General features: G+C 68.6%; 23 protein-coding genes and 1 tRNA gene. 10 read left to right on the top strand and 14 right to left on the bottom strand.

Going from position 1 to position 23,088, the window contains the following annotated elements:
• Window positions 1-17: 17 nt before the first annotated feature.
• Window positions 18-1,133, top strand: coding sequence for an NAD(P)-dependent alcohol dehydrogenase (locus tag BS69_RS0101975; RefSeq protein WP_029940313.1), 1,116 nt, complete (start codon window positions 18-20; stop codon window positions 1,131-1,133).
• A 55-nt stretch (window positions 1,134-1,188) separates the two neighbouring features.
• On the opposite strand, the gene BS69_RS0101970 is transcribed toward BS69_RS0101975, so the two are convergent.
• The gene (locus BS69_RS0101970; protein ID WP_156956814.1) at window positions 1,189-1,425 is read right to left on the bottom strand and encodes a hypothetical protein; all 237 of its coding nucleotides are present in this window, start codon (window positions 1,423-1,425) and stop codon (window positions 1,189-1,191) included.
• Between the two features lie 200 nt (window positions 1,426-1,625).
• Between BS69_RS0101970 and BS69_RS0101965 the strand changes: the two genes are divergently transcribed.
• Window positions 1,626-2,345: a Crp/Fnr family transcriptional regulator gene (locus BS69_RS0101965; protein WP_029940311.1), complete on the top strand. Its 720-nt coding sequence runs from the start codon at window positions 1,626-1,628 to the stop codon at window positions 2,343-2,345.
• A 15-nt stretch (window positions 2,346-2,360) separates the two neighbouring features.
• Here the strand turns inward: BS69_RS0101965 and BS69_RS0101960 are convergent, their stop codons facing one another.
• Window positions 2,361-2,861, bottom strand: coding sequence for a GAF domain-containing protein (locus BS69_RS0101960; RefSeq protein WP_051676458.1), 501 nt, complete (start codon window positions 2,859-2,861; stop codon window positions 2,361-2,363).
• An 83-nt stretch (window positions 2,862-2,944) separates the two neighbouring features.
• Between BS69_RS0101960 and hrpB the strand changes: the two genes are divergently transcribed.
• From hrpB to BS69_RS0101940, 4 genes are all read left to right on the top strand, one after another.
• Window positions 2,945-5,395, top strand: a complete 2,451-nt coding sequence (gene hrpB / locus BS69_RS0101955) for an ATP-dependent helicase HrpB (RefSeq protein ID WP_029940309.1) — start codon at window positions 2,945-2,947, stop codon at window positions 5,393-5,395.
• A gap of 32 nt (window positions 5,396-5,427) precedes the next feature.
• Window positions 5,428-5,709, top strand: a complete 282-nt coding sequence (locus tag BS69_RS0101950; protein WP_029940308.1) for an ETC complex I subunit — start codon at window positions 5,428-5,430, stop codon at window positions 5,707-5,709.
• Window positions 5,710-5,782: 73 nt separating this feature from the next.
• Window positions 5,783-6,904: a non-hydrolyzing UDP-N-acetylglucosamine 2-epimerase gene (wecB, locus tag BS69_RS0101945; protein ID WP_029940307.1), complete on the top strand. Its 1,122-nt coding sequence runs from the start codon at window positions 5,783-5,785 to the stop codon at window positions 6,902-6,904.
• Between the two features lie 55 nt (window positions 6,905-6,959).
• Window positions 6,960-7,035, top strand: a tRNA-Glu gene (locus BS69_RS0101940).
• A gap of 359 nt (window positions 7,036-7,394) precedes the next feature.
• Here BS69_RS0101940 and BS69_RS13485 read toward each other — a convergent pair.
• The 8 genes from BS69_RS13485 to BS69_RS0101900 all read right to left on the bottom strand — a co-directional run bounded on the left by BS69_RS13485 (window position 7,395) and on the right by BS69_RS0101900 (window position 15,948).
• Window positions 7,395-7,856, bottom strand: coding sequence for a hypothetical protein (locus BS69_RS13485; RefSeq protein ID WP_156956812.1), 462 nt, complete (start codon window positions 7,854-7,856; stop codon window positions 7,395-7,397).
• Window positions 7,857-7,901: 45 nt separating this feature from the next.
• Complete coding sequence (locus BS69_RS0101930; protein WP_029940305.1) at window positions 7,902-8,822, bottom strand: hypothetical protein; 921 nt, start codon at window positions 8,820-8,822, stop codon at window positions 7,902-7,904.
• Window positions 8,823-8,824: 2 nt separating this feature from the next.
• The gene (locus tag BS69_RS0101925; protein ID WP_169738042.1) at window positions 8,825-11,284 is read right to left on the bottom strand and encodes a fimbria/pilus outer membrane usher protein; all 2,460 of its coding nucleotides are present in this window, start codon (window positions 11,282-11,284) and stop codon (window positions 8,825-8,827) included.
• 68 nt (window positions 11,285-11,352) lie between these two features.
• The gene (locus BS69_RS0101920) at window positions 11,353-12,078 is read right to left on the bottom strand and encodes a fimbria/pilus periplasmic chaperone (protein ID WP_051676455.1); all 726 of its coding nucleotides are present in this window, start codon (window positions 12,076-12,078) and stop codon (window positions 11,353-11,355) included.
• 279 nt (window positions 12,079-12,357) lie between these two features.
• The gene (locus BS69_RS13480; RefSeq protein WP_051676454.1) at window positions 12,358-13,047 is read right to left on the bottom strand and encodes a hypothetical protein; all 690 of its coding nucleotides are present in this window, start codon (window positions 13,045-13,047) and stop codon (window positions 12,358-12,360) included.
• Between the two features lie 45 nt (window positions 13,048-13,092).
• Window positions 13,093-13,632: a hypothetical protein gene (locus tag BS69_RS0101910; RefSeq protein ID WP_156956811.1), complete on the bottom strand. Its 540-nt coding sequence runs from the start codon at window positions 13,630-13,632 to the stop codon at window positions 13,093-13,095.
• Between the two features lie 364 nt (window positions 13,633-13,996).
• A complete protein-coding gene (locus tag BS69_RS0101905; protein ID WP_029940300.1) occupies window positions 13,997-14,392 on the bottom strand; it encodes a response regulator in 396 nt (131 codons plus the stop codon).
• Window positions 14,389-15,948, bottom strand: coding sequence for a GAF domain-containing sensor histidine kinase (locus tag BS69_RS0101900; protein ID WP_029940299.1), 1,560 nt, complete (start codon window positions 15,946-15,948; stop codon window positions 14,389-14,391). The genes BS69_RS0101905 and BS69_RS0101900 overlap by 4 nt, the downstream gene beginning before the upstream one ends.
• A gap of 110 nt (window positions 15,949-16,058) precedes the next feature.
• On the opposite strand from BS69_RS0101900, the gene BS69_RS0101895 reads away from it, so the two are divergent.
• Window positions 16,059-16,427, top strand: coding sequence for a response regulator (locus tag BS69_RS0101895; RefSeq protein ID WP_029940298.1), 369 nt, complete (start codon window positions 16,059-16,061; stop codon window positions 16,425-16,427).
• A complete protein-coding gene (locus BS69_RS13475) occupies window positions 16,427-16,705 on the top strand; it encodes an Hpt domain-containing protein (RefSeq protein ID WP_051676452.1) in 279 nt (92 codons plus the stop codon). The genes BS69_RS0101895 and BS69_RS13475 overlap by 1 nt, the downstream gene beginning before the upstream one ends.
• On the opposite strand, the gene BS69_RS0101885 is transcribed toward BS69_RS13475, so the two are convergent.
• Genes BS69_RS0101885 through BS69_RS0101870 form a run of 4 tightly spaced genes read right to left on the bottom strand, consistent with a single transcriptional unit; the run spans window position 16,690 to window position 20,508 of the window.
• On the bottom strand, window positions 16,690-18,120 hold the full coding sequence (locus BS69_RS0101885; RefSeq protein ID WP_029940296.1) for a glycosyltransferase family 2 protein: 1,431 nt from the start codon (window positions 18,118-18,120) through the stop codon (window positions 16,690-16,692). The genes BS69_RS13475 and BS69_RS0101885 overlap by 16 nt on opposite strands.
• Window positions 18,117-19,157 (bottom strand): HEAT repeat domain-containing protein, encoded by a 1,041-nt coding sequence (locus BS69_RS0101880; protein WP_029940295.1) that lies wholly within the window; start codon window positions 19,155-19,157, stop codon window positions 18,117-18,119. The genes BS69_RS0101885 and BS69_RS0101880 overlap by 4 nt, the downstream gene beginning before the upstream one ends.
• The gene (locus BS69_RS0101875; RefSeq protein ID WP_029940294.1) at window positions 19,154-20,140 is read right to left on the bottom strand and encodes a YaiO family outer membrane beta-barrel protein; all 987 of its coding nucleotides are present in this window, start codon (window positions 20,138-20,140) and stop codon (window positions 19,154-19,156) included. Before BS69_RS0101875 ends, BS69_RS0101880 begins: the two co-directional genes overlap by 4 nt.
• Entirely contained in the window at window positions 20,140-20,508 is a 369-nt protein-coding gene (locus BS69_RS0101870) for a response regulator transcription factor (RefSeq protein ID WP_245605085.1), read from the bottom strand. Before BS69_RS0101870 ends, BS69_RS0101875 begins: the two co-directional genes overlap by 1 nt.
• Before the next feature lie 354 nt (window positions 20,509-20,862).
• Between BS69_RS0101870 and BS69_RS0101865 the strand changes: the two genes are divergently transcribed.
• Window positions 20,863-21,240, top strand: a complete 378-nt coding sequence (locus tag BS69_RS0101865; protein ID WP_029940292.1) for a BlaI/MecI/CopY family transcriptional regulator — start codon at window positions 20,863-20,865, stop codon at window positions 21,238-21,240.
• Between the two features lies 1 nt (window position 21,241).
• Window positions 21,242-23,041 carry a M56 family metallopeptidase gene (locus BS69_RS0101860; protein WP_029940291.1) on the top strand — a complete coding sequence of 600 codons (1,800 nt, stop codon included), beginning with the start codon at window positions 21,242-21,244 and terminating at the stop codon, window positions 23,039-23,041.
• The last annotated feature ends 47 nt before the right edge of the window (window positions 23,042-23,088 follow it).

The raw sequence follows: 23,088 nt of genomic DNA, 5'->3' as shown, positions 1-23,088 counted from the left end.
GGACAAAGTGGAGCCCCATGGTCGAGACGATCGGTTACGCCGCCAAGCATAGTTTCAGCCGGATGAAGCCCTTTCGCTTCACCCGCGAGGACCCGAAGGACAATGAGGTCCTGATCGACGTCCTGTACTGCGGGGTTTGCCACTCGGACATTCACCAGGTGAAGAACGAGTGGTCGAACACCGTCTATCCCTGCGTTCCCGGCCATGAGGTCGTCGGCCGCGTCGCCAAGGCGGCCAAGGGCGGCAAGTACAAGGTCGGCGACATCGTCGGGGTCGGCTGCATGGTCGACAGCTGCCAGTCCTGCGCGCCCTGCAAGGAAGGCGACGAGCAATATTGCGAGGGCCCCAACGGCTTCCTCGCCACCTACAACGGCCCCTTCATCCCCGCCGCCAAGGCCGCGACGGGCGAGAACATGTACGGCCGCGACAACACCTATGGCGGCTATTCCTCGAACATCGTCTGCCGCGAGGATTTCGTGATCGGGATCCCGGACGCGCTCAAGCCGGCCGAAGCCGCGCCGATCCTGTGCGCGGGCGTCACCACTTACTCGCCGATGAAGCATTGGGGCGTGAAGAAGGGCGACAAGGTCGGGGTGATCGGCCTCGGCGGCCTCGGCCACATGGCCGTGAAGATCGCCAAGGCACTCGGTGCCGAGGTCACGGTCTTCACCACCAGCCCCGAGAAGAAGGGCGAGGCCGAAGGGCTCGGCGCCGCCCATGTCACGATCGAGAAGGAGCTCAAGAAGGAAGCCGAGAAACTGTCGGCGATGCCCGGCACCTTCGACTTCATCATCTCGACCGTGCCCGAGAAGCACGACATCAATCCGTTCATCGCGCTGCTGAAGCGTGACAAGACACTGGTGATCGTCGGCGCGCTCGAGCCCATGGCGGGCGTCGACAACAGCCAGGTCGCCTTCCACCGTCGATCGGTCGCGGGCTCGCTCATCGGTTCGATCGCCGAAACCCAGGAAGTGATCGATTTCTGCGCCGAGCACGGAATCGCCTCCGAGATCGAGCTGATCGAGATCCAGGACATCAACAAGGCGATGAAGAAGGTCGAACAGGGCGACGTGCGCTTCCGCTACGTCATCGACATGGCGAGCATCGCCAAGGAAGAAGCCGACGAGGAATAACGAAGTGCAGGCGACGGGCGGCGGGCGTGATCCCTGACGACCCGTCGCCCGCCCGTCAGCCGAGCTTGTCCTCGGCCTCGATCATCGCGGCGACGAGGCCGGCGTAGCGCTCGGCGAGTTCGCGGTGGCGTGCTCGGGCCTGCGGATCGAGGGCGGCCATGGCGAGCCGGCGCTCCTGCTCGGCGCGCCGCCGGAAATAATGGACATCGCTCTCGGGCTCGGCCGCGCGGGCCGGACGGCGGACGGGCCGGGGCGCCTGGAACGATGCGGAGTCGATGGGAAGAAGGTCCATGGCACCGGCCTTGAGCAGCGGAGAAAAGAGCATAGACACTGGCTAAGTCCTTGCAATGACATGGATCAACGAGCGACCGACCGCGAAGTGAACCCAAGCGCCCGTCTCTCGTTACCCCGTCATGACCTGTCGCCGCGTCAATTCGGAAACAGTCCCGTGACGACCCTGACTTTCCTGCCTTCGACGACCACCGAAACCGCATGATCGAACGCCATTTCACCAAGCTTCGCATGCGTGACGACATCAGCCGCGAGGAGGAAAACGCCCTCCGCGCGGCGATCGACGGGACGATCAGCTTCCCCCCCGACAGGATCGTCCTCCATGCCGGGCGCGAACTCACCCACTCCACCCTGCTGCTCGACGGCATCGCCTGCCGCTACAAGGATCTGCGTGGAGGAGAGCGGCAGGTCACCGGGCTCCACCTGCCCGGCGACTTTCTCGATCTTCACGGCTTCACGCTGAAGCGCCTCGACCAGCATGTCGCGACGCTCACCGCCTGCACCTTCGCGACGGTGCCGCATACCGCGCTGACCGCGATCACCGAGCGCCTCCCCCATCTTACCCGGGCCTATTGGTTCGAGACCAACCTCGACGCCGCGATTCACCGCGAGTGGGAAGTGTCGCTCGGACGGCGGACCGCGCGGGGCCGGCTCGCGCACCTCTTCTGCGAGCTGCAGGTCCGGCTCGAGGTGGTCGGCCTCGCCGAGGCGGATGGCTATGCCTTGCCCCTCACCCAGTCCGACCTTGCCGAATGCATGGGCCTGACCACGGTCCACACCAACCGCACCCTGCGCGAATTGCGGACAGCCGGTCTGGTCGAGTTCCGCGACGGCCGGGTGACGATTCTCGACCTAGCCGGACTGCGGCAGGCCGCCGACTTCGATCCGGCCTATCTCTATCTCGAGAAACGCGCGCGCTGAGCGCGAGGCTGCGGCTCAGTCGGTCCCGGCGGCCAGCCGCAATTCCATGATGTTGACCACGGTCTGGGCGATGAGCGTCAGCCGGCGCCGGTCGCGCTCGGTCAGCCGGCGCGGCGTCTTGTCGATGATGCAGAGCGAGCCCACCGGCACACCGCCAAGCCGGATCGGTGCCCCCGCATAGAAACGGATATGCGGCTCCCCCGTGACCAGCGGATTGTCCCTGAAGAACGGGTCGGCCGCGGCGTCCTCGACGATCAGCAGCGAATCGCGCGCCACCGTGACGTTGCAGAAGGCGTCGACCCGCGGTGTCTCGCGAATCTCGAGCCCGTGGACGCCGGGCAGCAGCTGCTTCTCGCGGCCGAGGATGGTGACCGCGGAGATGGGCACGTCGAACAGGTCGGCGGCAAGCTCGGTCACCGCGTCGAATACCGGCTCGGCGCTCATCCGCGCGAGGCGGAAGGCCGAGATGGTCTGCTGGCGAAGCTCCTCGCGTTCGTCGACGTCGATGATGCTCATCGCTGCTCCTCCACGATTGACGGACGGACAACAATAACAGAGCCCTGCTTGAATTGTCGCGGCGGGATTGTAGCGGTTCGCGCGTGGCCGCGCCCCTCCCCATCCACGCCGTCCTGCCCGAGCTTGCCGCCGCGCTGCGCGAGGGGCCGCGCGCGCTGCTGATCGCCCCGCCGGGCGCGGGCAAGACCACGGCCGTGCCGCCGGCGCTGCTCGCCGAGCCCTGGTGCACCGGCCTGCTGCTGCTGCTGGTCCCGCGCCGCCTCGCCGCCCGCGCCGCCGCCGAATATATCGCCGGCCAGTTCGGCGAAAAACCGGGCGAGACCATCGGCTACCAGACCAGGCTCGACAGCAAGGTCGGCAAGACGACCCGGGTGATCGCCATGACCCATGGCGTCTACCTGTCGCGCCTCCAGGCCGATCCAGAGCTGACGGGGGTATCGGCGGTGCTGTTCGACGAGGTCCACGAGCGCAGCCTCGACAACGACCTCGCGCTCGCGCTGACGCTCGACGCGGCGCAGGCGCTCCGCCCCGACCTTCGCCTGCTCGCCATGTCGGCGACGCTCGACGGCGAGCGCTTCGCGCGGCTGCTCGGCGATCCTCCGCTCATTCGCTCCGAGGGCAAGAGCTTTCCGCTCGCCTTGCGCCACCTCGGCCGCGACTCCGCCGCGCGGATCGAGCCGCAGGTCGCCGTTGCCTGCCGGCTGGCGCTCGCCGAACAGGATGGGTCGGTGCTCGCCTTCCTCCCCGGGGTCGCCGAGATCGAGCGGACCGCCGACGCGCTTGGAACCCTGCCGCAGGATGTCGTTCTTCACCGCCTCCATGGACAGGTCGATCCCGCCGCCCAGCGCCAGGCGCTCGCCGCGCCCGCGCCCGGCACCCGCAAGCTGGTCCTCGCCACCGCCATCGCCGAGACCAGCGTCACGCTCGATCACGTCAGCGCCGTGGTCGACAGCGGGCTGGCCCGGCGTCCGCGCTATGATCGCGGGGCCGGCCTCACCCGCCTCGTCACCGAGCGCGCGAGCCGCGCCGCGGTCACCCAGCGCGCGGGTCGCGCCGCAAGGCAGCGACCGGGCACCGCCTATCGCCTGTGGGAGGAAGCCGCGACCAGCGCGCTCCCCGCGCATGACCCGCCCGAGATCCTCGAGGCCGACCTGTCGAGCCTTTACCTGACCGCGCTGCTGTGGGGCGAGGCCGAGCCTGCGCGCCTGCCCTTCCTCGACCCCCCGCCGCCTCCTGCCCTGGCCGAGGCGCGCCAGCGGCTGGCGGCGCTGGGCGCGATCGACGACGACGGGCGGGTCACCGACCACGGCCGCACCATCGCCCGCCTCCCGCTCGAGCCGCGGCTGGCGCACATGCTGGTCGAAAGCGCCCGCCGCGGCTTTGCCCGTGCCGCCGCCGACGTCGCGGTGCTGCTGACCGAGCGCGGGCTTGGCGGCACCGGTCCCGACCTCGAGCCGCGCTGGCGCCGCTGGCGGAGCGAGCGCGGCCAGCGGGCCGAGGGCACCCGCGGTCTGGCGGCGCGCTGGCTGCGGCAGGTCGAACCGGGCGACGACCGGCCGGCGAGCGCCGAGCAACTTGCGCTCGCCCTCGCGCTAGCCTTTCCCGATCGCCTGTCGCGGCGGCGCGACCAGTCGGGCGAGCATTGGCAGTCGGTCGGCGGCCGCGGCTTCCGGCTCGACCCCGCCTCGTCGCTCGCCTCGGCCCAGTGGCTGGCGGTGGGCGAGGTCGCGGGAAGCGCGGCGGGTGCGCGAATCCTGTCGGCCGCCGCCATTGGCGAGGAGGACGTCTTCGCCCTGTTCGGCGACCGGGTCGAGATCCGCCACGATGGGACGTTCGATCCCGCCACGGCCAGTGTCACTCCCACCCGCAGCCGCCGTCTCGGCGCGATCCGCCTTGCCTCGGGCCCCGATCCCAGACCCGACCCCACCGCCATCGCCGCCGCCTTGGTAGAGGGCATCCGCGAGCATGGCCTTGGCCTCCTCCCCTGGAGCGACGAGGCCGCCGCGCTCCGCCATCGTGCGGCCTTCGCCCGGGACCTCGACCCGTCCTTTCCGGCGCTCGGCGACGACGTCCTCGCCGAGCGGCTCGACGAGTGGCTCCCGGGGCTGGTCGAGGGCCGGCGGCGCCTGTCGGACGTTCCTGCCGACGCTCTGATCCAGGCCCTCAAGGCGCTGCTCGGCTGGGAGGCCGAGCGCCGGCTCGAGCGACTCGCCCCGACCCACTTCCGCTCCCCCGCCGGCTCCGCCCATCCAATCGACTATGCGGCGCCCGGCGGCCCGACGGTCGAGGTGCGCGCGCAGGCCCTGTTCGGGCTTGGGACGCATCCCAGCGTGGGCGACGGCAAGGTCCCGCTGACCCTCGCCATCACCTCGCCCGCGGGACGCCCGATCCAGACCAGCCGCGACCTTCCCGGCTTCTGGAAGGGAAGCTGGCGCGAGGTCGCCAAGGAAATGCGCGGGCGTTATCCCCGCCACCCCTGGCCCGACGACCCCGCCGCCGCCGCGCCGACGCTCCGCGCCAAACCCCGGTCTTGATTTCGCGCCCGCCTTGCGCCACCTCGCGCGCCATGCCGACCGCCCGGATCATCGAACAGGATCGCAAGACCACCCAGTCGGGCCGTGCCAAGGCCGGCAAGTGGACGCTCGAATTCGAGAACGACCGCGCCCAGCGGCACGATCCGCTGACCGGCTGGGTCGGCAATGCCAGCACGACCACCCAGGTCCGGCTGTCGTTCGACAGCAAGGAGCAGGCGATCGCTTATGCCGAGAAGCACGGGCTCGACTATCATGTCGTCACCGCGCCGCCGGTGAAGCTTAAGCTCCAGGCCTATGCGGACAATTTCCGCTGATCGCGGTTTCGTTGCCGTTACGACAAATTTGCGTTAATGATGACCTCGCCGGATCGCTCGCAGGAGAGCGCCGGTGCTCACCCGTTCCATCACGCTCGTCATCGGGACCCGTCCCGAAGCCATCAAGCTCGCGCCCGTGGCGCATGCGCTGGCGGCGCGCGGTCTTGCGGTCCAGCTCGCCTTTACCGGCCAGCATGCGACCCTCGACCCCGCAAGCTTCGGGCTTGGCGGCCTGCCCGCGCTGCGCCTGCGCTGCCGTGCCGGCAATGACCCCAGGCTCCACGCCGAAGCAGTCGCGGCGGCGCTGACCCCGGCGTTGCGCGGCGAGGGCCGCCCGGCGATGCTAATCGTTCAGGGCGATACCTCGAGCGCGCTCGGCGGGGCCCTCGCCGCATCCGCCGCCGGGGTGCCGCTCGCTCATGTCGAGGCGGGGCTGCGCAGTCACGACCTGTCTCTGCCCTGGCCCGAGGAAGGCAATCGGTTGGCGATCGACGCGCTCGCCGACCTCCTCTTCGCGCCCACCGAGGACAATGCCGCCAATCTCGCGACCGAACGCTTGGGGGGCGAGGTTCACGTCACCGGCAACAGCGCGATCGACGCCCTGTTCGAAATGGTCGAGACCCTTCCCCCGCGCCTCCTTGACAGCGGCGGGCTGCCGCGGCTCCTCGTCACCTGCCATCGCCGCGAGAACTGGGGCGCGGCCTTCGCCCCGATCGGGCTCGCGCTGATCGAGCTCGCCCGCTCGCCTTGGCTGCGGATCGAAGTCGTGCTTCACAACAATCCCGCCATGGCGGGCGCGGCACGGCTGCTGCTCGGCGGTCATCCGCGGATCCGCCTCCTGCCGCCGATGGACCATCGCAGCATGATCTCGGCGCTTCGCTCGGCCCATCTGGTGCTGAGCGATTCGGGCGGAATCCAGGAGGAAGCCCCCGCGCTCGGGGTCCCGCTCCTCGTCCTGCGCAGCAAGACCGAGCGGCCCGAGGCCGTCGCCAGCGGCAACAGCCTCCTCGTCGGCAGCGACCGCGCGACCATCGTCGCCGAGGTCAACCGTCTGCTCGACGACCGGGCGGCCTATCGCGCCATGGCGGTGCCCGCCCTCCCCTTCGGCGACGGCAAGGCGGCGGCACGGATCGCCGCGATCACCGAGGACTGGCTCGTGCGCCAGCACGGCCCCCGCGAGAAGCTCATCGCCTGATTGACGAACCGGCCTTCGCCCGCCATATGGCCGCCAGTCGCGCGCAGCGCCGCACGGCCCCTTCGTCTAGCGGTCTAGGACGTCGCCCTCTCACGGCGAAAACACGGGTTCGAGTCCCGTAGGGGTCACCATTTCCTGAAGTTCTCCACGCAGAACAGGGGAATGCTCGCTAAGCAGCGCTTCCTTCGCCGCCGGGTGCTACGAGAATATGGCACGAAGTGCGCCGTAGGTTGTGCCGGCCAGGTCCGGCCGTTCGGCGATGCACCCCTGTCGGTCGCAGGAGGTCTTCGTTCGGCCTGAAGGCGACGTTCGGATGCCGATGTCGGTGCGCTCTAGATGATGGCATTCGACACCAGGAAAAACGGCGGCGCGCTGCCGCGTTCCTGATGACGGAAACGGCCTCGCCGGTGCTGAAGGCGGGCCGGTCCCGTCGTGCCGCCGCATGCGGCTTCCGAAGCGATCATAGTCGACGGCCAGCGCGGCCGTCTGCTTAAAGCGGGGTTATATCGAACCTCAGCGCGGACGATTGCCCTGCGGCGGTGGACGACAGGATCACTTCGTCTTCCGCAATCCGCGGTCCGGGTGCCCGCAACAGCTCGGCCTGGCCCGATCCGTCGAGGACCAGCTGGGCATTGCCGACCTGAAGTCGCGAGCCGCGCATCGTGCCGGGGGTGTATCCGACCGTGACCACGAAGCCGCCCGGGGCGTTGCAGAATTGCCGAAGCGTGCCGAGCCGGATCGTGCCTTCCGATTCCGTCACGTCGCCGCGATGTGCGAGCTTGCAGAGGACCGGGACTTCCAGCTGGAGCCGCATCGCGCCGCCGGCCGGCGCTGCATTCGCGGTAGTCATCGGCGCCGCCATCGCGACAAGGAGCGCGGTGCGAAGGAGGGTCGTGGAAGGAGCGGTCATACGGGCACCCAAAAGCTGAGGTTTGCCCACGCTACCGGTCATGAATGAAGATTGGGTAAGCGGTCCCTCCGCTCTCGCGGCGGCCGGTCAGTCGACCGAGACCTCGAGCGTTACCACGTCAGAATATTCTCCCGCGGCAACGTCGAGGCTGCCGGTGATGATGAAGCCGAGCTTCATGTTGTCGACGCGCTTGATGTCACCCGGTGACGACCGGAAGGTCCCGCCCGCCGGCTCCACGGTCTGCCCGTCCATGCTGAGCTTGTAGCTTATTCCCCACGGGGTACCGCTCTGCACCAGCCGGCCGCCATTCTCCGACGAGGTTCGAATGCGATAGGCCCGGCTCGCACGGACGTGCATGATGACCGGCACCTTGGCTTCGCCCGGCTCGAGTTCGCCGAGGTCGACGTCGGCGATTCCCCCGCTGCGCCGGAAGTTTCCCGACAGCGCGAGGGTCGCGCTCGAAGCGACGTCGGCCCGCAACAGGACCTGGCGTTCGGCCAAGGGAGCGAAGCCCGCGCCGGCATCATATGCCTGGAGCAGCAGCGGCTGCGTGAAGCTCCCGTCATGATCGAAATTGGCGGCGATTTCGACTTCGTAACGTGCGAGCGTCCGCCCGTTCGCGGGCACGGTCAGGAGATTGCGCGGGCTGCGCTTGCTTGATCCGCCTTGCGGCGTCAGGTCGGCGCCGCTGGCGAGCTCGACGAGGCTGTAGGTGGTGCGCTTGCCAAGGCCGTTGGCGGTGAGCCCGAAGGGCGCCCCCTGCGTCGAGGCGTCGAGCATCACCCGGCAGGGCGTCGCGCCGCTGTTGACGAACTCGACGTCAAAGCTGCGGCGCTGCGGAACATCGGAAAAGATGTCGATGTCCGCGACCTGCCACTGCGCTGGCGTCGCCACCATCTCGAGACGGCAATTGCCGGCCTGGGCGAGCGACTGGGCCGGCGCCGCGGCCGGCAGAGCGGCGAGAATGGTGAGAGGCCCGAGCCGGGCCAGCCAAGCGCGCGGTGCCATGCTCATTGCTCCCGATCGATGGTGATGGTCTTCATGTCGTACAGGCCCTTGTTGTCCGCCGGCACGGCGAAGCGCAGTTTCTCGCCCGAGGACAGGCGGATCTCGTATTTGCCGCCCGGCCGCAGGCTGACCGCGGCAAAGCGGCCGATCGAATTGGTGAAAAAGGGCACGGGCTCGCTCGACGGATTGTCGAGATCGATCAATGTTCCCGACAGATAGGCCGCAGGCTTGCCGGCGGTGTCGGCGACCGTTCCCATGGCGGTGACGAAGGAGTCCGAGCCCACCACCAGGTGATAGCCGCTGCGATAGGGCGGGCGCACCCGGAACAGGCCGAGACCCGTGTCGTAGCCCACCGGAGCGTCCTCGACATCGTACTGGACCGACTGGGTGATGTACGAGCCGAGATTGCCCTGGACCGCCCCGCCGAGCGCGCCGCTCCGGCTGCGGTAATGGGAATCGGTCAATAGCTGCCCGATGATCACCCGCGAGGAGCCAAGCGAGGGGTGCGGAGTGACGATCGCGAAGCTGTCGCCGATGTTGCGCGTGACGCTGAACGCGCCGCCGGCATAAGCCAGCGCCGTCGAGATCCGGGCAGTGCTCACCTGGCGGTCGTTTAGGTTGCCGAAGCCAGGTCCGGTCGCGCTATGGCTGGCACTCGCCGCGAAGCGGTTGCCGATGTAGCTGGCGTAGCCCTGCACGCCCGAGCGCGTCGGGGAATGGGCGACAACGCCGCCATAGCCGATCGATCCGACATAGCCGTTGGGAGCATGTTCGAAGTTGAGCTGGGCTTCGCGGAAGCGGCTGTCATACCGGCCTTCGGCGCGATTGCTGTCCGACGGCCGCCACACCAGTCCGACCTGGAAGCCCAACCCACGATTGCGCGTGTCGCGCGACCGCAGGCCATTGTCCTGGTAATCGACCCCGAACCGCGCGAACCACTTGCGCGACAATTGGTAGAAGCCGTCGGCGAACAGGCGGTAGCTGTCGCCCGCAGGGCGGCGGTTGCGGACGTAGAAGGCACCGACCTGGCCGCTGAATTTCTGGCTGAAGATACGAGTGAGCGTCGCCGAGGTGGTGACAAAGGTCGAATTGACCTGGTCGGGCGCGCCGAGGCCGGTGAACAGGCGCGACTGGGCCGTCGCCTGAAGGTTGAGCGACATCCCCCGGTCGCCATTGTCGATCGCGAGGTCGTAGAGGAGGCCCGCGAACCAGCCGTTGCCGACCCGGCTCCGGCTGGCCGCCGCCGACATGTCGAGCCGGCCGGGTCCGAGGAGGATCTGGGACTGGAGGCCGGCCTGCTGGACGCTTCGGCTTCCCTGCAGCGTCAGACCCACGGCGGGATGGTTGCGGAAGGATTTGCGGACGAAGCCGCTGAACGCCAGCTCTCCGTCATACACGGGCGAGAGGCCGAACCGGCGCGCCATCCGTCCGACATAGGCGCCGCCTTCCCAATCTCCCGGCGCAAGATCGATCGGATCGAGATAGGTCTGGAGGTTGAGCGACTGCGCGATCCCGCTCTCGTCGCGGACGTTGATCCTGATGTCGTTGGATCCGGCCAGCAGCGGCAGGTTGTTGAGATCATAGGCCCCCGGCCCGAGCTTGATCTGCTGGAACAGTCCGCCGTTGCGATAGACCTCGACGGTCGACTCGCGCTGCAGGAGAAGCTGGCGGTTGCCCTGCAGGACGGCCGAGCGGAAGCTGTCGAAACGCCGTCGCTGCCGCGAGATGCCGACCCCGCCCATCTGGACATAATTCTGCTGGAGGCGGACTTCGGGAGTGAGATCGCCGGCAAGCGCGCGCAGATACCAGTCGGGCTTGTCATAGACCAGGCGGACGAAGTTGCGGTCGAACGCGAAGTCGGGTTGCGGCTGGCCGGGACGGCGGTCGGCGAACTGACCCGCGCCCTCGATCACCAGTCCGAGCATCCGCGCCGCCGACGTGAAATAGATGCCGGGATGGCGCAGCCCGGCGTCCGGCCCGTTCCAGGCGTAGGTCTGTGACAGCGAAGCGTCGAGCAGGAAGGAAAAAGGCTCTGGCGACGCGTTGATCTTGTTCTCGGCCTCGAGGTTGGTCGGGCGGAACAGGTCCTGCGCGCGGCGCATCGCGGGATCGATACTGGCGATGGCGAGCGCCACATCGGCCTGCGAGAAGGCGAGGTCGATCCCGCTCGGACGAACATCGTCCGGGGAAACGGCCGTTCGGCCCGCCAGGGTCGTATCGAGGCGCGCAAGGCCGGCGTCATTGAGGAGCGGACGCACCAGTTCACGAAAGGGCGCGGCCGGCAGCGAGACGCTGCCGTCGGGCGCAATCGCGATGCCGATCTCGCCAAGATCGCGGCGCCCGAACTGCACGTTGACGATGAGGTTGGTGGGCTTGCGGCTCTGGCTCTGGCCTTGGCCTTGGGCGGGCAAGCCGACCGGTGGCGGCGCCGGGACGGGACCGGGCTTGAGCGGGATGGTCACGCCTTGCGCGAGCGCAGCAGGCGCGAGCCCTGCAAGGAGCAGGCCGACACTGAGGTGGCGCATCGGTCTCAGTCGCTGAAGCGGACCCGGATCGGCTTGTCGGCGAAGCCAGCCCCGGTCGGAATCTCGAAGGTCCGTTCGCCTTTCAGCGCCGGCACGTAACCTGCGCCCAGAAGCTCGCCCATCCGGCTCTTGGGAAGAACCAGCTTGAGCGGCTTGCCGTCGGTGCCGGTCCCCTCGATCGTCCAGTTGACCCCCGCGAGCATCGCGTAGCGAGCGCCCGAATTGGCCACGGTGACGGCGACCCCAGGCACCTTGGACGCCGCGGTCGCGGAGCCGGTTGCGGGGTCGCGGGGTGCGATGCTGGTCGGGCGCGCGCTCACGACCTTGATCTTGGGTTCGGCTCCGGGCGGGGCGACCGTCACCAGCACCTTAATGTGGTAGACGAGCTGGACCTCCACCGACGCCTTGGTCTTGTCGGCCTTGGCCGGGTCCAGCGGCACCGGCACCTGGTTGATCGAGGCATAATAGCCCTGCGAGGCCGCAATCTCGCCGCCGACCCACTGGAGGCGGATCATCTGGCGTTCCTCGGGCTTCACCACGCCTTGCGGCGGATAGACGATGAAGTCGCCATCGGCCGGTGTCTCGACCGTCTTTCCGTCCGCGGTCACGTCGACGCGGTACATCCGCACCTCATAGGGGAGGTTCTGCTTGAGGACGTTGCTGAGCTGGATCCGCCCGGTCGTGGCGGCGCCGCGAGTGGTCAGTTCGAGGACCATCGGCGAGACGTTCATCGCTCCCGCCGGCGTGGGCGCAAGAATCAACGAAAAACTGGCTAGCAGCAGGCAGAGCCGGCGTAGCAGCGGTACAGGCATGACTTCCCCCTCGTGCGAGAGCGACAGAGCCTGACGCAGGCCAAACGCCACTCCCCGGCGACGTTACTCTCGATTGAAAAACAGTGTCACTAGGGACAGGGATAATGATCAATTAATTCCGTGCCTTGCCGCGACGGTTCGGCATCGGAAAGAAAGGGCGGCGCGGCCGAAGCCGCACCGCCCAAACGCCCCGCGGTCTTAGATGATCGCGAGGTTGAGGGTCAGCACGCCCTGGTAGGTGCCGCCGATCAGCGCCTTGCCGGTGACCTGCTGGACGCCGACCTGGATCGACAGCGGCGAACGCCACGCCCCGAAGTTGCCCGAAGCAGCGTTGGCATTGTAGCCCACGACGACCGACTGCGGAGTGCCCGCAACAGCGCCGGCGCTCGACGACACGCCGGTAAAGCTGGCTTCGGCGTTGTACGGGATGTTCGCCTGGAACTGGTTGGAATCATAGCTGATCCCGCTGTTGTTCACGAGGCCGCGGATGTCGTCCTTCGAAAGGCTGAGCTGGTTGGTGTAGTTGCACCCGGCGGCGGCCGAGTTGATCTGCACCGTGCCCGGGCCGGTCATCATGAACAGGGTCCCGACGGCCTGGTCGTCACCGGCCGAGATGCCGATGGTGCCGAGGTCGATGGTGCCCGACAGGCCGACCGAACCTTCGTCGACGCCCTGGATCGCGCAGGTCTTGGTGACCTCGCCGCGAAGCGTGAACTTGGCGGTCAGGTTATCGTCAGCATCCTCGAAGAAGTTGTCCGGCGAGCTGCCGCTGTAGCTGACCTTGTTGGCGCTGTGGTCATTGTCGGTCAGTGTGCCCCCTACCGGCGCAGCATTGGCGGCCGTGGTGATGAGCATGCTGGCTGCCGCCAGCAGAAGAGCCTTTTTCATCTACGTCTTCCTTCCCCTGGTTCACGCGATTGGCGGCCGCCCCGATCAGATCGGGGACAAGGTGACCGTGATCGTTTCCCCGTAATTACCGGCGAGCAGGCCGGCGCTGCTGTCCACGCGCCCGAGGGTCACGCGGACGTCCATCCCCTGGTCGGCGATTGCCCCGGCCGAAGAGATTGATTGACTGCCGAGAAGGTCCGCGCTGCGGAGCATGCCCGTGAGCATGACCGGCGCCGGGCGACGGGCAGGAATGGCGATGTCGAGAGTGTAGGGCAGGCTGCCCGCATAGGGACCCTGGCCATGCGGAAAATCGCGGTTTGTCAACGCGCCGCGTTCCGCCGAGAACTTAAGGACGAAGGGAACATTGCAGCGCAGCGAAACCTTAAAGTTCGCCTGCTGGCCGCCACTCCCGAGTTCGCCGAAGTCGGCCGAGCCGCCGTTGCCCATTCCGCAGGCCCCGTCGACAGTTCCGTGGACCCGCACGCGCTGCGAAGCCGCGGCGTCGAGCTGGTCCGCCGAGGCCGGTTGCGAAAGCAAAGCAATACTGATGACGCCCAGCAGTGCTGGCGCCGCAAGCGAACGCAACATTGACTACGCTTCCCCTCCCCGAGCGAGCCCTGCGTTAACTGGCCGGCCCCCGACTCGGGTTAAGGAATTCATAACCAATTTAGTAAAACTGTCCAAGCGTTGCCGGTGAAAGCCGTCTCATTTTGAGATAAGTCGGCTTGCCGACGTTGCGATTTCTTTCTCTGTCCTACTATGCCGAGCCGGCATGAGGCTTGAAGTAGGAGTGTTGATTTCGCCGCGCGTAATCGATCGTCCGTCAGACCGCACAGACAGCGGCGCAGACGTCTTTCCAGCGCATCGCTAACGAAGGCCACTATTAACGGGCGTGCCTCCTCGGTGGCCGGGCGGAAGCGCGGAACCGTGTCCCCGCGCCTAGCCGCGGTCAGCGCGGGCGCGGATTGGCGCGCTCGAACAGGTCGCGCAGGTTGGCGGCGAGGCGCATCGGGTCGAACGGCTTGGCGATGACATCGAGCGCGCCCGCCTGCTTGAGGTCACGCATCCGGTCGGGCATCAGGCTCGCGGTCATGAAGACCGCCGGCACGGCCGCGGTTCGCGGCGACTCGCGCAGCCGGGCCAGCAATTCGTCGCCGGTCATTCCGGGCAGTCCGTAATCCAGCAGGAACAGGTCGGGCACGACCATGTCTGGATCGGCCAGCAAAGCGGTGCCCGAAACGTAATGGCGCACCTCGAGCCCGTTCATCTCGACCAGCGCCAGGCGCACGACCATGGCGATATCGGGATCGTCCTCGACCAGGATGATATGGCGGAGCGTGCTCATGCGGCGGGCAACTCGATCCAGAAGGACGAGCCGCCACCGTCGCGCGGAGAATAGCCGATCCGCCCGCCGTGCTGCTCGATGATCGCGCGGCTGATCGCGAGTCCGAGGCCGGTTCCGCCATGACCGCGGCGATTGGGGTCGATCGCCTGCGAGAAGCGCTCGAACAGGCGGTCGACGAAGTCGGCGGGAACACCGCTTCCGCGGTCGCAGACCTCCACCCGTACCCCGCGCTCCGTCATGACGGCCACGACATCGACCTCGGCCCCTTCGGGACTGTGGCGGACGGCATTGGCGATGAGGTTGGTCAGCACCTGCAGCAGCCGCCCGGGGTCGCCCGAGACCGGCAAGGTCTGCCTCGCGTGACCGACGAGCTTCACGCCAAGGCTATGCGCGAAGGGCTGGTTCTGCTGCACCGCGTCGCGGACCACGTCCTCCATCAGGATCGGGACCATGAAATAGCCGGTCTGGCCACGGCTCAGCCGCTCGATGTCGAGGATGTCGTCGATCAGGCGGTTGAGGCGGAGCGAATTCTTCTCGGCCATCTGCAGCATGAGCTTCTCGCCATCGCCGACCTTCCCCTCGATGCTGCTGTTGAGCAGCGCCAGCGCACCGCGGATCGCGGTCAGCGGCGTGCGCAGTTCGTGGCTGACGGTGGAAATGAATTCGTCCTTGGCCCGGCTCGCGCTCCGCTCGGCGGTGAGATCACGGACCGCGACGATGAACCCCTGCCGGTCATCGAGCCGGATCCGGACCGAATGGAGGAGCCGGCCTTCGCGGGTCGCGATGGTTCGCTCCGAGCTCGGCGTGTTGCGGATCGCCTCGAGCATTTCGGGGACCCAGGCCTCGGTCGCCTCGGGCCCGAACAGGCCCCAGTTGATGCTGATCCGGAGCATCTCGGCCGCATCCGCACCGCGCCGCTTCATCTCGTCGGGAAAGCCGTGCAGCTCGAAGAAGCGCTCGTTCCACAAGGTCAGCTTCAGCGCGTCGTCGAAATAGGCGATGCCTTGGTCGACGTTGTCGAGCATGACCCGCAGGAGGTCGGTCTGGCGCTTGAGCTCGCGCTCGCGCCGCTCGGAAACGAAGCTGTCGAGGCGGGTCTCGATCAGGCTCGCGGCGACGTCCGCGAGGTGGCTGAGCAGCTCGCGCTGCTCGGCCGAGAAGTTGCGCGGCTGGTGGTCGATCACGCACAGGGCACCGACCGCGACCCCGGCAATGGTCACCGGCGCACCGGCGTAGAAGCGGATGAACGGATGGCCGGTCACATGGTCGTTGTCGCGGAAACGCGGGTCGAGCAGCGCATCCTCCACGACCATTACCTCGGCCTTGCGCACCGTGTGGCTGCAGAAAGCGCTCTCGCGGCTCGTGCCGGTTCCCGAGACCCCGCACACGCCCTGGAACATCTGGCGGTCGCGGCGCAGCACGGTGAGGAGCGCGATCGGGAAACCGAAGACCTCGGCCACTGTGCGGCTCAGCTGGTTGAACGCCAGTTCCTCGCCCTCACCGAGGCGATAGCGCGCAATGACCCGTTCGCGCAGGTCGTCCTGGGACTCGATCATGCTCTCCATCCGTTTGCTTTTTCGTTGCGCTCGGCTTTGACCCGCGCCGAAATGGACCACGCCCAATCGAATGGCTTGCCCTTTGCCGCATTTGCGGGCGTGGTGGGGCGATGGGTGGAACGATCATCTACGTCGACGACGACGAGGACCTGCGCGATCTGGTGCGAATGGCACTGGCGATGGAAGGCAGCCTCGAGATGGTCGCCTTCGCCTCGGGAGCCGAGGCGCTGGCCGAGGCGCCCGGTCTTCGGCCGGACCTCATCCTGCTCGACGTGATGATGCCCGGGATGGACGGGCCCGCGACGATGCGGGGACTGCGCGATCATGCTCACCTTGCCGACGTGCCCGTGGTCTTCATCACCGCCAACGCGCGGCCGGGCGAGGCCGAGCGACTGCTCGCGCTCGGCGCGGCGGGACTGATCGCCAAGCCCTTCGACGCGGTGCGGCTGGCGGCGACGCTGCGCGGATATCTGGGCTGATGGACGATCCCATGGGGCCCTTGCGCGAACGCTTCAGGGCGCGCGCCGCGACCCATGCGGAAGCGCTCGACCGCGCGGTGGCGGCGCAGGACGAAGCCGCGCTGGTCGCACTGGCGCACAAGCTGGCGGGAAGCGCCGCCATCTTCGGGTTCGCCGAGCTTGGCGCATGCGCGTCGCAGATCGACGAGGCGGCCGCTGCGGGCGGGCCCACGCTCGACCTTCCCGCGGTGGGCCAGCTGCTGGCCGGGCTTCGTGCGATCGCTCACGACGCCGACTGAAAGCCCTTGCGGGTCATCTGACCCCAGCCCTGGTGCTTGCGCAGGAACTGCCACAGCCCGCGCACCCGCCAGACGTTGCTGATCTGCCGGTAGCCCAGGTTCTCGACCACCGCGACGAAGGTCAGGACCGCCAGGTCGCGCGCGCGCGCGAAGCGGCGAAGCTCGACTTCCTCGAGGATCAAGGTCGCGACGCTGATGAAGATCCCGAAGGTGAAGGTGACCGCGAGGAAGGCCAGCAGATAGTCGATCGAGAGCAGGCCCGCCGCCCACAGCAACGGAATGAGGAAATAGCCGAGCACCTCGATGACCGGCCCCAGCACGTCGACCACCAGCACCTGGCCGAAGGCGAGGAATCCGACCCGGCCATATCTGGGATTGAACAGCATGTCGCGATGCTTGGCGAAGGTCTCGAGCGAGCCGCGCTGCCAGCGCGCGCGCTGGCGGCCGAGGACGGCGAGATCCTCGGGTGCCTCGGTCCAGCAGACGGGCTCGGGGATGAAGTCGATCCGGTAAGGCCGCCTGAGCTCGCGCATGTGGCGATGGAGCTTGATCACCAGCTCCATGTCCTCGCCGACGGTGCCGTGGCTGTAGCCCCCGACCTCGAGCGCCAGGCGGCGGCGGAACAGCCCGAAGGCCCCCGAAATGACGGTCAGCACTTGGAGCTGGCTGAGCCCCAGCCGCGCCATCAGGAAGGCGCGGAGATATTCGACCACCTGCACCAGGGCGAGCGGATTGCGTGGCAGCCGGACGTCGGTCACCCGCCCGCGCTCGATCGCGCTGCCGTTGGCGAGGCGGATCGTGCCGCCCACCGCGACCATCCTATCGGGGTCCTCAATGAAGGGGCGGACCGCGCGCAGCAGGGCATCGCTCTCGAGCAGCGAATCGGCGTCGATCGAGCAGAAGAGCGGCGCCCGGGCGAGGTTGATCCCGGCGTTCAAGGCATCCGACTTGCCGCCATTTTCCTTGTCGATCACCAGCAGCCGCGGGAGGCGCGGATTGGCGTAGAGCCCACGGATCGGCTGATGGGCGACGGTGAGGTCGTGATAGCGATCGATGGGCTCGACCTCGAAATGGTCGATCAGCCGCTGCAGCGTCCCGTCGCGCGACCCGTCGTTGATCACCACCACCTCGAACTCGGGATAGTGGAGCGCGAGCAGCGAGGTGACGCTTTCGACGATCGTCAGCTCCTCGTTGTAGGCGGGCGCGAGCACGGTGATCGGCGGCGCGCGGTCAGCGTAGCGCTGCCACAGGAGCGAGGAGCGGACCACCGGCGGGCGTCGCGACAGGCTGATCGCGGCGAACAGCAGCTGGACGAGATAGATGAGGATCTGGGCGAGGCCGGTGACGATCACGATCCAGGCCGTGACCTCGGCCGCGCGCACGGCCATGGCTTCCCACCAGGCGAGATCGGTCATGCGAGCGCGGCCTGTTCGATAAGCGAGAGGCGCGCGACTTCGCGGGCACGGGGCGATCCCGCCTCGGTGACATGGGCGAGGCAGCGCCGCCCCTGCGCCCCAAGCCGCGCAATCGCCTCGCCGGCCCGGTAGCGCACCCACCAGTCGCCGTCGTCGAGCAGGTCTTCGAGCTCGTGGAGAAGATCCAACAGGCCGATCCGGCCCGCCGCCTCGGCCGCCGCCGCGCGGACGAACCAGGTCCGGCTGGCGAGCCCGCGAACGATCGCCGGCCGGGCCGCGGGATGGTGCAATTGCCCGAGGGCGCGAAGATAGCGCGGAAGCTCGGGCGCGTCGTCGGGCGCCTCGACCGCGAGGCTGGCGATCACCGGTACCAGCGAATAGTCGCCGCTCCCCGACATGGCATCGATCGCGGCCGCCTTGAGCGTCGCGGGGGTGGCCGGGTCGAGCAGCAGCGCGCGCGATTCCTCGGGGCGAACCCGGGCAATCTCCTCGATCAGCGTGACCACCAGCATCGACTGCTCGCTGATCCCGAGCCGAAGCCGCTCGACCAGTGCGGCGAGCGGCGGCGCGCGGCCCGAGCTGGCCAGCGCCAGTGCAGCCGTCAGCCGAACGTCGGCGCTACGATCGTCGAGCGCCGCGTCGAGTGCATCGGTGGTTCGGTCGTCGGGAAAATGAGAAAGGCTTTCGGCGGCGAGGATTCGCTCGCGATGACTGCCGCGGCGCAGTTGCCGGGCCAGGGTCTCGGCGACCCCGAGCCTGGTCGCGGTGGCGACGAACTGGTCGCGCTCATCCCCGCGAACGATCGAGATGAGCTCGCCGGCGATCTGCGCGAGGAGCGCGCGCCCCTGGGGCAGTCGCTCGATCTCGGCGTCGGGCGCGCCCTCGAGCAGCCGCGGCACCAGCTGGTCGCGAAACGCCTTGCGCGTGGCGGACCGCCGCGCCGAGACCATGCGGCCGAGGATCAGTCCGGCCATGATGACCAGCGCCGCCAGGCTGAGTGCCAGCGACAGCGACCACAGCCCCGCGAGCCCGATCAAAAGCGAATCCCGCCGCCGACGGAGAAATCGGTCCGGTCGGCACCGGCCGGGAGGTCGTGACGCGCGATCGAGAAGCGAAGAAACCGCCGGTCGCCGAGGGACGCCTCGACCCCGCCGAACAGGCTGCGGTCACGCAGGGGCACGCCCTCGGAGAGGTCGGGCGCATTGGCCGCGCCCGCGAAGAGCCGAAGCCCGTCACTGACCTCGGCGTCGATCCGCCCGAGCGCGCCGATCTGCGTCCGTCCATCGCCCCGCAGAACGATCAGTTGCGCGGTTCCCCACAGCCGCCCGCCCGCGACATATTGCTCGATCCCCGGCTTCGCCAGCGCAACGGTGCCCGAGCGATAGTGGGCGACTCGGGTGTCGAGGGTCAGCAACGTCGGTGCAGGGGTTGCCCGGACCCGCCAACGCGCGCCCGCGCCAAGCTGCCAGACGGGGCGAAAATCGGCGTCCGGCGTGGCCCCCGCAATGAGCGACACCGCGAACCCCGGCGCAAGGCTGCGCTCGGCCGCGACCTCGGCATAGACGTCGCTGCGCCCGAAACGGCGGCTGGCTTCGACCCTCAGGCCATAAGCGCTCTCGCCGTCCTGATAGCGCAGCTGTCCGGCAAGCTCGCGCCAGTCGGGCTGGCGTCCCGACAGCTGGCTGGCACCGCCGTCGAGATCGAAGCGCCAGCGCGGCGGCCGGTCGCGGTCGATCCGGGCGAGGCCGAGCCTCGCATCCTCGTAGCCGGGCGCGGCCGCGAGAACCTGTCGGAGCGCCCGCTCGGCATCGCGAGGGCGGCCGAGGTCGATCAGCGCGAGCCCATATTGGAGGCGGGCATCGACATCATCGGGGTGCGCGGCAAGCCAGCGCTCGAGCCGCTCGGCGGCCTCCGCCGGTTGGCCGGCACGCCGCGCCGCGACGGCCGCCTCATAGTCCGACGGCTGCGCCGGGACGAGGGCGACGGACGCCATGCCCGCAAAGACCAGGAACGGCGTCATCAGGCGGAGGCCGGAAGCAGCCGGGCCAGCCGCGCCACCAGCTCCTCGGGGATGAACGGCTTGGCGAGATAATCCGACGCCCCGAGCCGAAGCGCGGCGACGATGTCCTGCTCGGCCTTCCGCGCGGTCAGCATGATGATCGGGATGTCGCGGGTCGCGCGATCCTCGCGCAGGCGCCGCAAGACCTCGTAGCCGTCAAGCCGGGGCATCATCGCGTCGAGCACCACCGCGTCGAGCCGCTCGGCGCCGGCGATGTCCATCGCCGCCTGCCCGTCGAAGGCGGTCAACACCTCATATCCCTTGGCCCGCAGCCGGAACTGCAGCAGCTCGACCAGAAGATCGTCGTCGTCGCAGACAAGGATACGCAACCCAGTATTCGTCATGAATTGATTCACTTGCTTTCAATAAACGGCAGATTTCCGTGAACGACGACGAATGCTGCCCGGCCAGCCGCCAGTCATAACGGCAGCGCGCCCGCAAATCATCCTCGGTTACGGAGGTTTTTCCTGCCAATCGCAAGTTCAAACCGGAATGGAAGTAAAATAGCTTCTGCGATCTCGATGCGGCAATGCTGCCGGTCCTTCCGCAGTCACCGGAAATCCCGGAAAATCGCGCATCCCTTGGGCATATGGCTTTGCGCAATACTGTCCGACGCGATGGCGCTTGACGCTGCGCTACAAATGTAGCAATTCACGCTACAGATGTAGCGCAAGGACCGAGTCGTGCTCAACCGATTGCCGCCCAAGGAACGCCAGATCGTCGACCTGCTCTACCAGCGGGGCGGCCTCACCGCGGCCGACGTCACCGACGCGCTTCCCGACCAGGTCAGCGGCTCGGCGGTCCGGACCATGCTTCGCCGGCTCGAGGACAAGGGCTTCGTCACCCGCGCCGACAGCGAGCGCGGCTTCGTCTACAGCCCGACCGTCTCCGACCAGACCGCGCGCAAGTCGGCGCTGAGCGAGGTCGTCCGGGTCTTCTTCAACGGCTCGCCCACCAGCGCCGCCAGCGCTCTCCTCGGCATGTCCGAGCGGATCGACAACGCCGAGCTCGACGCGCTCGAGAAGATGATCGCCGAGGCACGCAAGGCGAAGGGGAAGTAGGATGGAACAGCTCGTCGCCTTCGTCCTCAAGTCGTTTCTGATCGCCGGGGTGACGCTCGGCGTCCTCCACCTCCTGCGCGGCCGCTCGGCCTCGGAGCGGAGCATGGTCGCGCATTTCGGCCTGTTCGCCCTGTTCGTGCTTCCGCTGGGGTCGATGTTCCTGCCGCAGCTGGTCGTGCGCCACCCGATGCTGGCCGCCGATGCCCCGCCGATCGCCGCCGCGGCCGCCCCCGCCGCCGCCCTGCCGGCCACCACGGCCACCGTTCCCGCACCCGTCGCCGACAGCTTCAGCCTGCTCGACCTGTGGCCGCTCGTTTACGGCCTGCCGGTCGCGATCCTGCTCGGGATCACCATTCTCGCCGTGCTTCGGCTGCTGGCGCTCAGGACCAAGGCGTCGGTGCTGGTCGAGCCCAAGTGGCTGAGCGCGCTCGCGCTCGCCCAGCGGCGGATGGACTTCAAGCACGGCACCGCGCTCCTCACCAGCCGCGACCTTCACTCGCCGATCAGCTGGGGCCTGATCAGTCCGGTGATCCTGCTCAACGAGGAAGCGCTGAAAGCGGAAGGCGAAGCCGAGGCGATCATCGCACACGAGCTCGCCCATGTCCGCGGCATGGACTGGGCCAAGCTGCTGCTCGCCCGGATCGTCACCGCCATCCACTGGATGAACCCGCTCGCCTGGATGCTTGCCCGCGAGGCGCATCAGCTGCGCGAGGAAACCGCCGACGACGCCGTCCTCGCGGCCGAGGTCTCGGGCCCCGATTATGCCCAGTTGCTGGTCGGAGTCGCCCGCCATGACTGCAAGGGGCTGCTGCTGGGCGCGCATGGAGTCGCCCCGTCGAACGGGAGCCTGAGCCGCCGGGTCCGCCGCGTGCTCGACGGCTCGCTTCCGCGCACGCCCGCCGCGCGCGGCTTTGCCGCGGGAATCGCGCTCGGCGTGGTCGCCACCGCCGCGCCGCTCGCCGCGCTCACCTTCGCCCCTGCCGAGCGGGCCGCGGCCGCCGACAGCCTGCTGCGCGCGCCCGAACCGCAGCGCTCGCTGCCCGCCGTCGTCGCCCGCTCGGTCGCCGGGGCCGCCGCGCTCACCAGCGAAGCGGTCGCTGCCCGCGTCACCTCGGCGCTGACCGGAGACGACGCCCCCGCCCCCGATCTCGAGCGCCGGATCCGCGCCCAGGTCCGCGCCTCGCTGGTCGCGCCCGAGCCGCCGCTCCCGCCGCTGCCCGCCCGCGCGCCGCGCCCGCCCGCTCCGCCGGCCCCGCCGCGCGACGATCTCGACGAGGCGATCGAGCGGGCGGTGGCCGCCAAGTCGATGGGGATCACGCCCGAATATGGCGCCCAGCTCCGCGCCGCCGCGCCTGGCCTGCGGATCGACGACGAGGATTTGATGGGCCTCAAGGCCGTCGGGGTCACCCCGCAATGGCTGAGCGAGATGGTCCGCTCTGGCTACCGCGTTCGCCACGTCGAGGATTTGACCGGAGCCCGCGCGGTGGGGGTGACCGGCGCCTATGTCGCCGACCTCGCCTCGGCCGGCTATCGCAACCTCGATATCGGCGACCTGACCGCGATGCGCGCGCTGGGCGTCACCGGCAATTACATCCGCTCCTTGAAGGCCGCCGGAATGACCGGGCTGACGCCGCAGCGGATCGTCGAGCTTCGGGCCCAGGGCATCTCGGCCGAGGCACTTCGGGGCTGGCGGACCAAGCCGCCACGGATCCCGCGGGTCGGGGCGGGCGCGCCCGAACCGCCCGAGGCCCCCGCACCGCCCGAGCCGCCAGAAGAACCCGACGCCGACGGCGCCCGCTAGACCTTCGCTTTCCCCTCATTGCCGACCCCTCGCCGCTCCCGTCCGGA

This window comes from Sphingomonas astaxanthinifaciens DSM 22298, assembly GCF_000711715.1.
In the GTDB taxonomy this organism is placed as follows: Bacteria; Pseudomonadota; Alphaproteobacteria; order Sphingomonadales; family Sphingomonadaceae; genus Sphingomicrobium; species Sphingomicrobium astaxanthinifaciens_A.
Note: the sequence above shows the minus strand (reverse complement) of the source record. Positions and strands in the feature narration are given on the sequence as shown.

Coding starts and splice junctions, on each gene's coding strand:
- BS69_RS0101975 (WP_029940313.1), top strand. CDS start 18: ATGGTCGAGACGATCGGTTACGCCGCCAAGCATAGTTTCAGCCGGATG.
- BS69_RS0101970 (WP_156956814.1), bottom strand. CDS start 1,425: ATGGACCTTCTTCCCATCGACTCCGCATCGTTCCAGGCGCCCCGGCCC.
- BS69_RS0101965 (WP_029940311.1), top strand. CDS start 1,626: ATGATCGAACGCCATTTCACCAAGCTTCGCATGCGTGACGACATCAGC.
- BS69_RS0101960 (WP_051676458.1), bottom strand. CDS start 2,861: ATGAGCATCATCGACGTCGACGAACGCGAGGAGCTTCGCCAGCAGACC.
- BS69_RS0101950 (WP_029940308.1), top strand. CDS start 5,428: ATGCCGACCGCCCGGATCATCGAACAGGATCGCAAGACCACCCAGTCG.
- BS69_RS13485 (WP_156956812.1), bottom strand. CDS start 7,856: ATGACCGGTAGCGTGGGCAAACCTCAGCTTTTGGGTGCCCGTATGACC.
- BS69_RS0101930 (WP_029940305.1), bottom strand. CDS start 8,822: ATGGCACCGCGCGCTTGGCTGGCCCGGCTCGGGCCTCTCACCATTCTC.
- BS69_RS0101920 (WP_051676455.1), bottom strand. CDS start 12,078: ATGAACGTCTCGCCGATGGTCCTCGAACTGACCACTCGCGGCGCCGCC.
- BS69_RS13480 (WP_051676454.1), bottom strand. CDS start 13,047: ATGAAAAAGGCTCTTCTGCTGGCGGCAGCCAGCATGCTCATCACCACG.
- BS69_RS0101905 (WP_029940300.1), bottom strand. CDS start 14,392: ATGAGCACGCTCCGCCATATCATCCTGGTCGAGGACGATCCCGATATC.
- BS69_RS0101900 (WP_029940299.1), bottom strand. CDS start 15,948: ATGATCGAGTCCCAGGACGACCTGCGCGAACGGGTCATTGCGCGCTAT.
- BS69_RS0101895 (WP_029940298.1), top strand. CDS start 16,059: ATGGGTGGAACGATCATCTACGTCGACGACGACGAGGACCTGCGCGAT.
- BS69_RS13475 (WP_051676452.1), top strand. CDS start 16,427: ATGGACGATCCCATGGGGCCCTTGCGCGAACGCTTCAGGGCGCGCGCC.
- BS69_RS0101885 (WP_029940296.1), bottom strand. CDS start 18,120: ATGACCGATCTCGCCTGGTGGGAAGCCATGGCCGTGCGCGCGGCCGAG.
- BS69_RS0101875 (WP_029940294.1), bottom strand. CDS start 20,140: ATGACGCCGTTCCTGGTCTTTGCGGGCATGGCGTCCGTCGCCCTCGTC.
- BS69_RS0101860 (WP_029940291.1), top strand. CDS start 21,242: ATGGAACAGCTCGTCGCCTTCGTCCTCAAGTCGTTTCTGATCGCCGGG.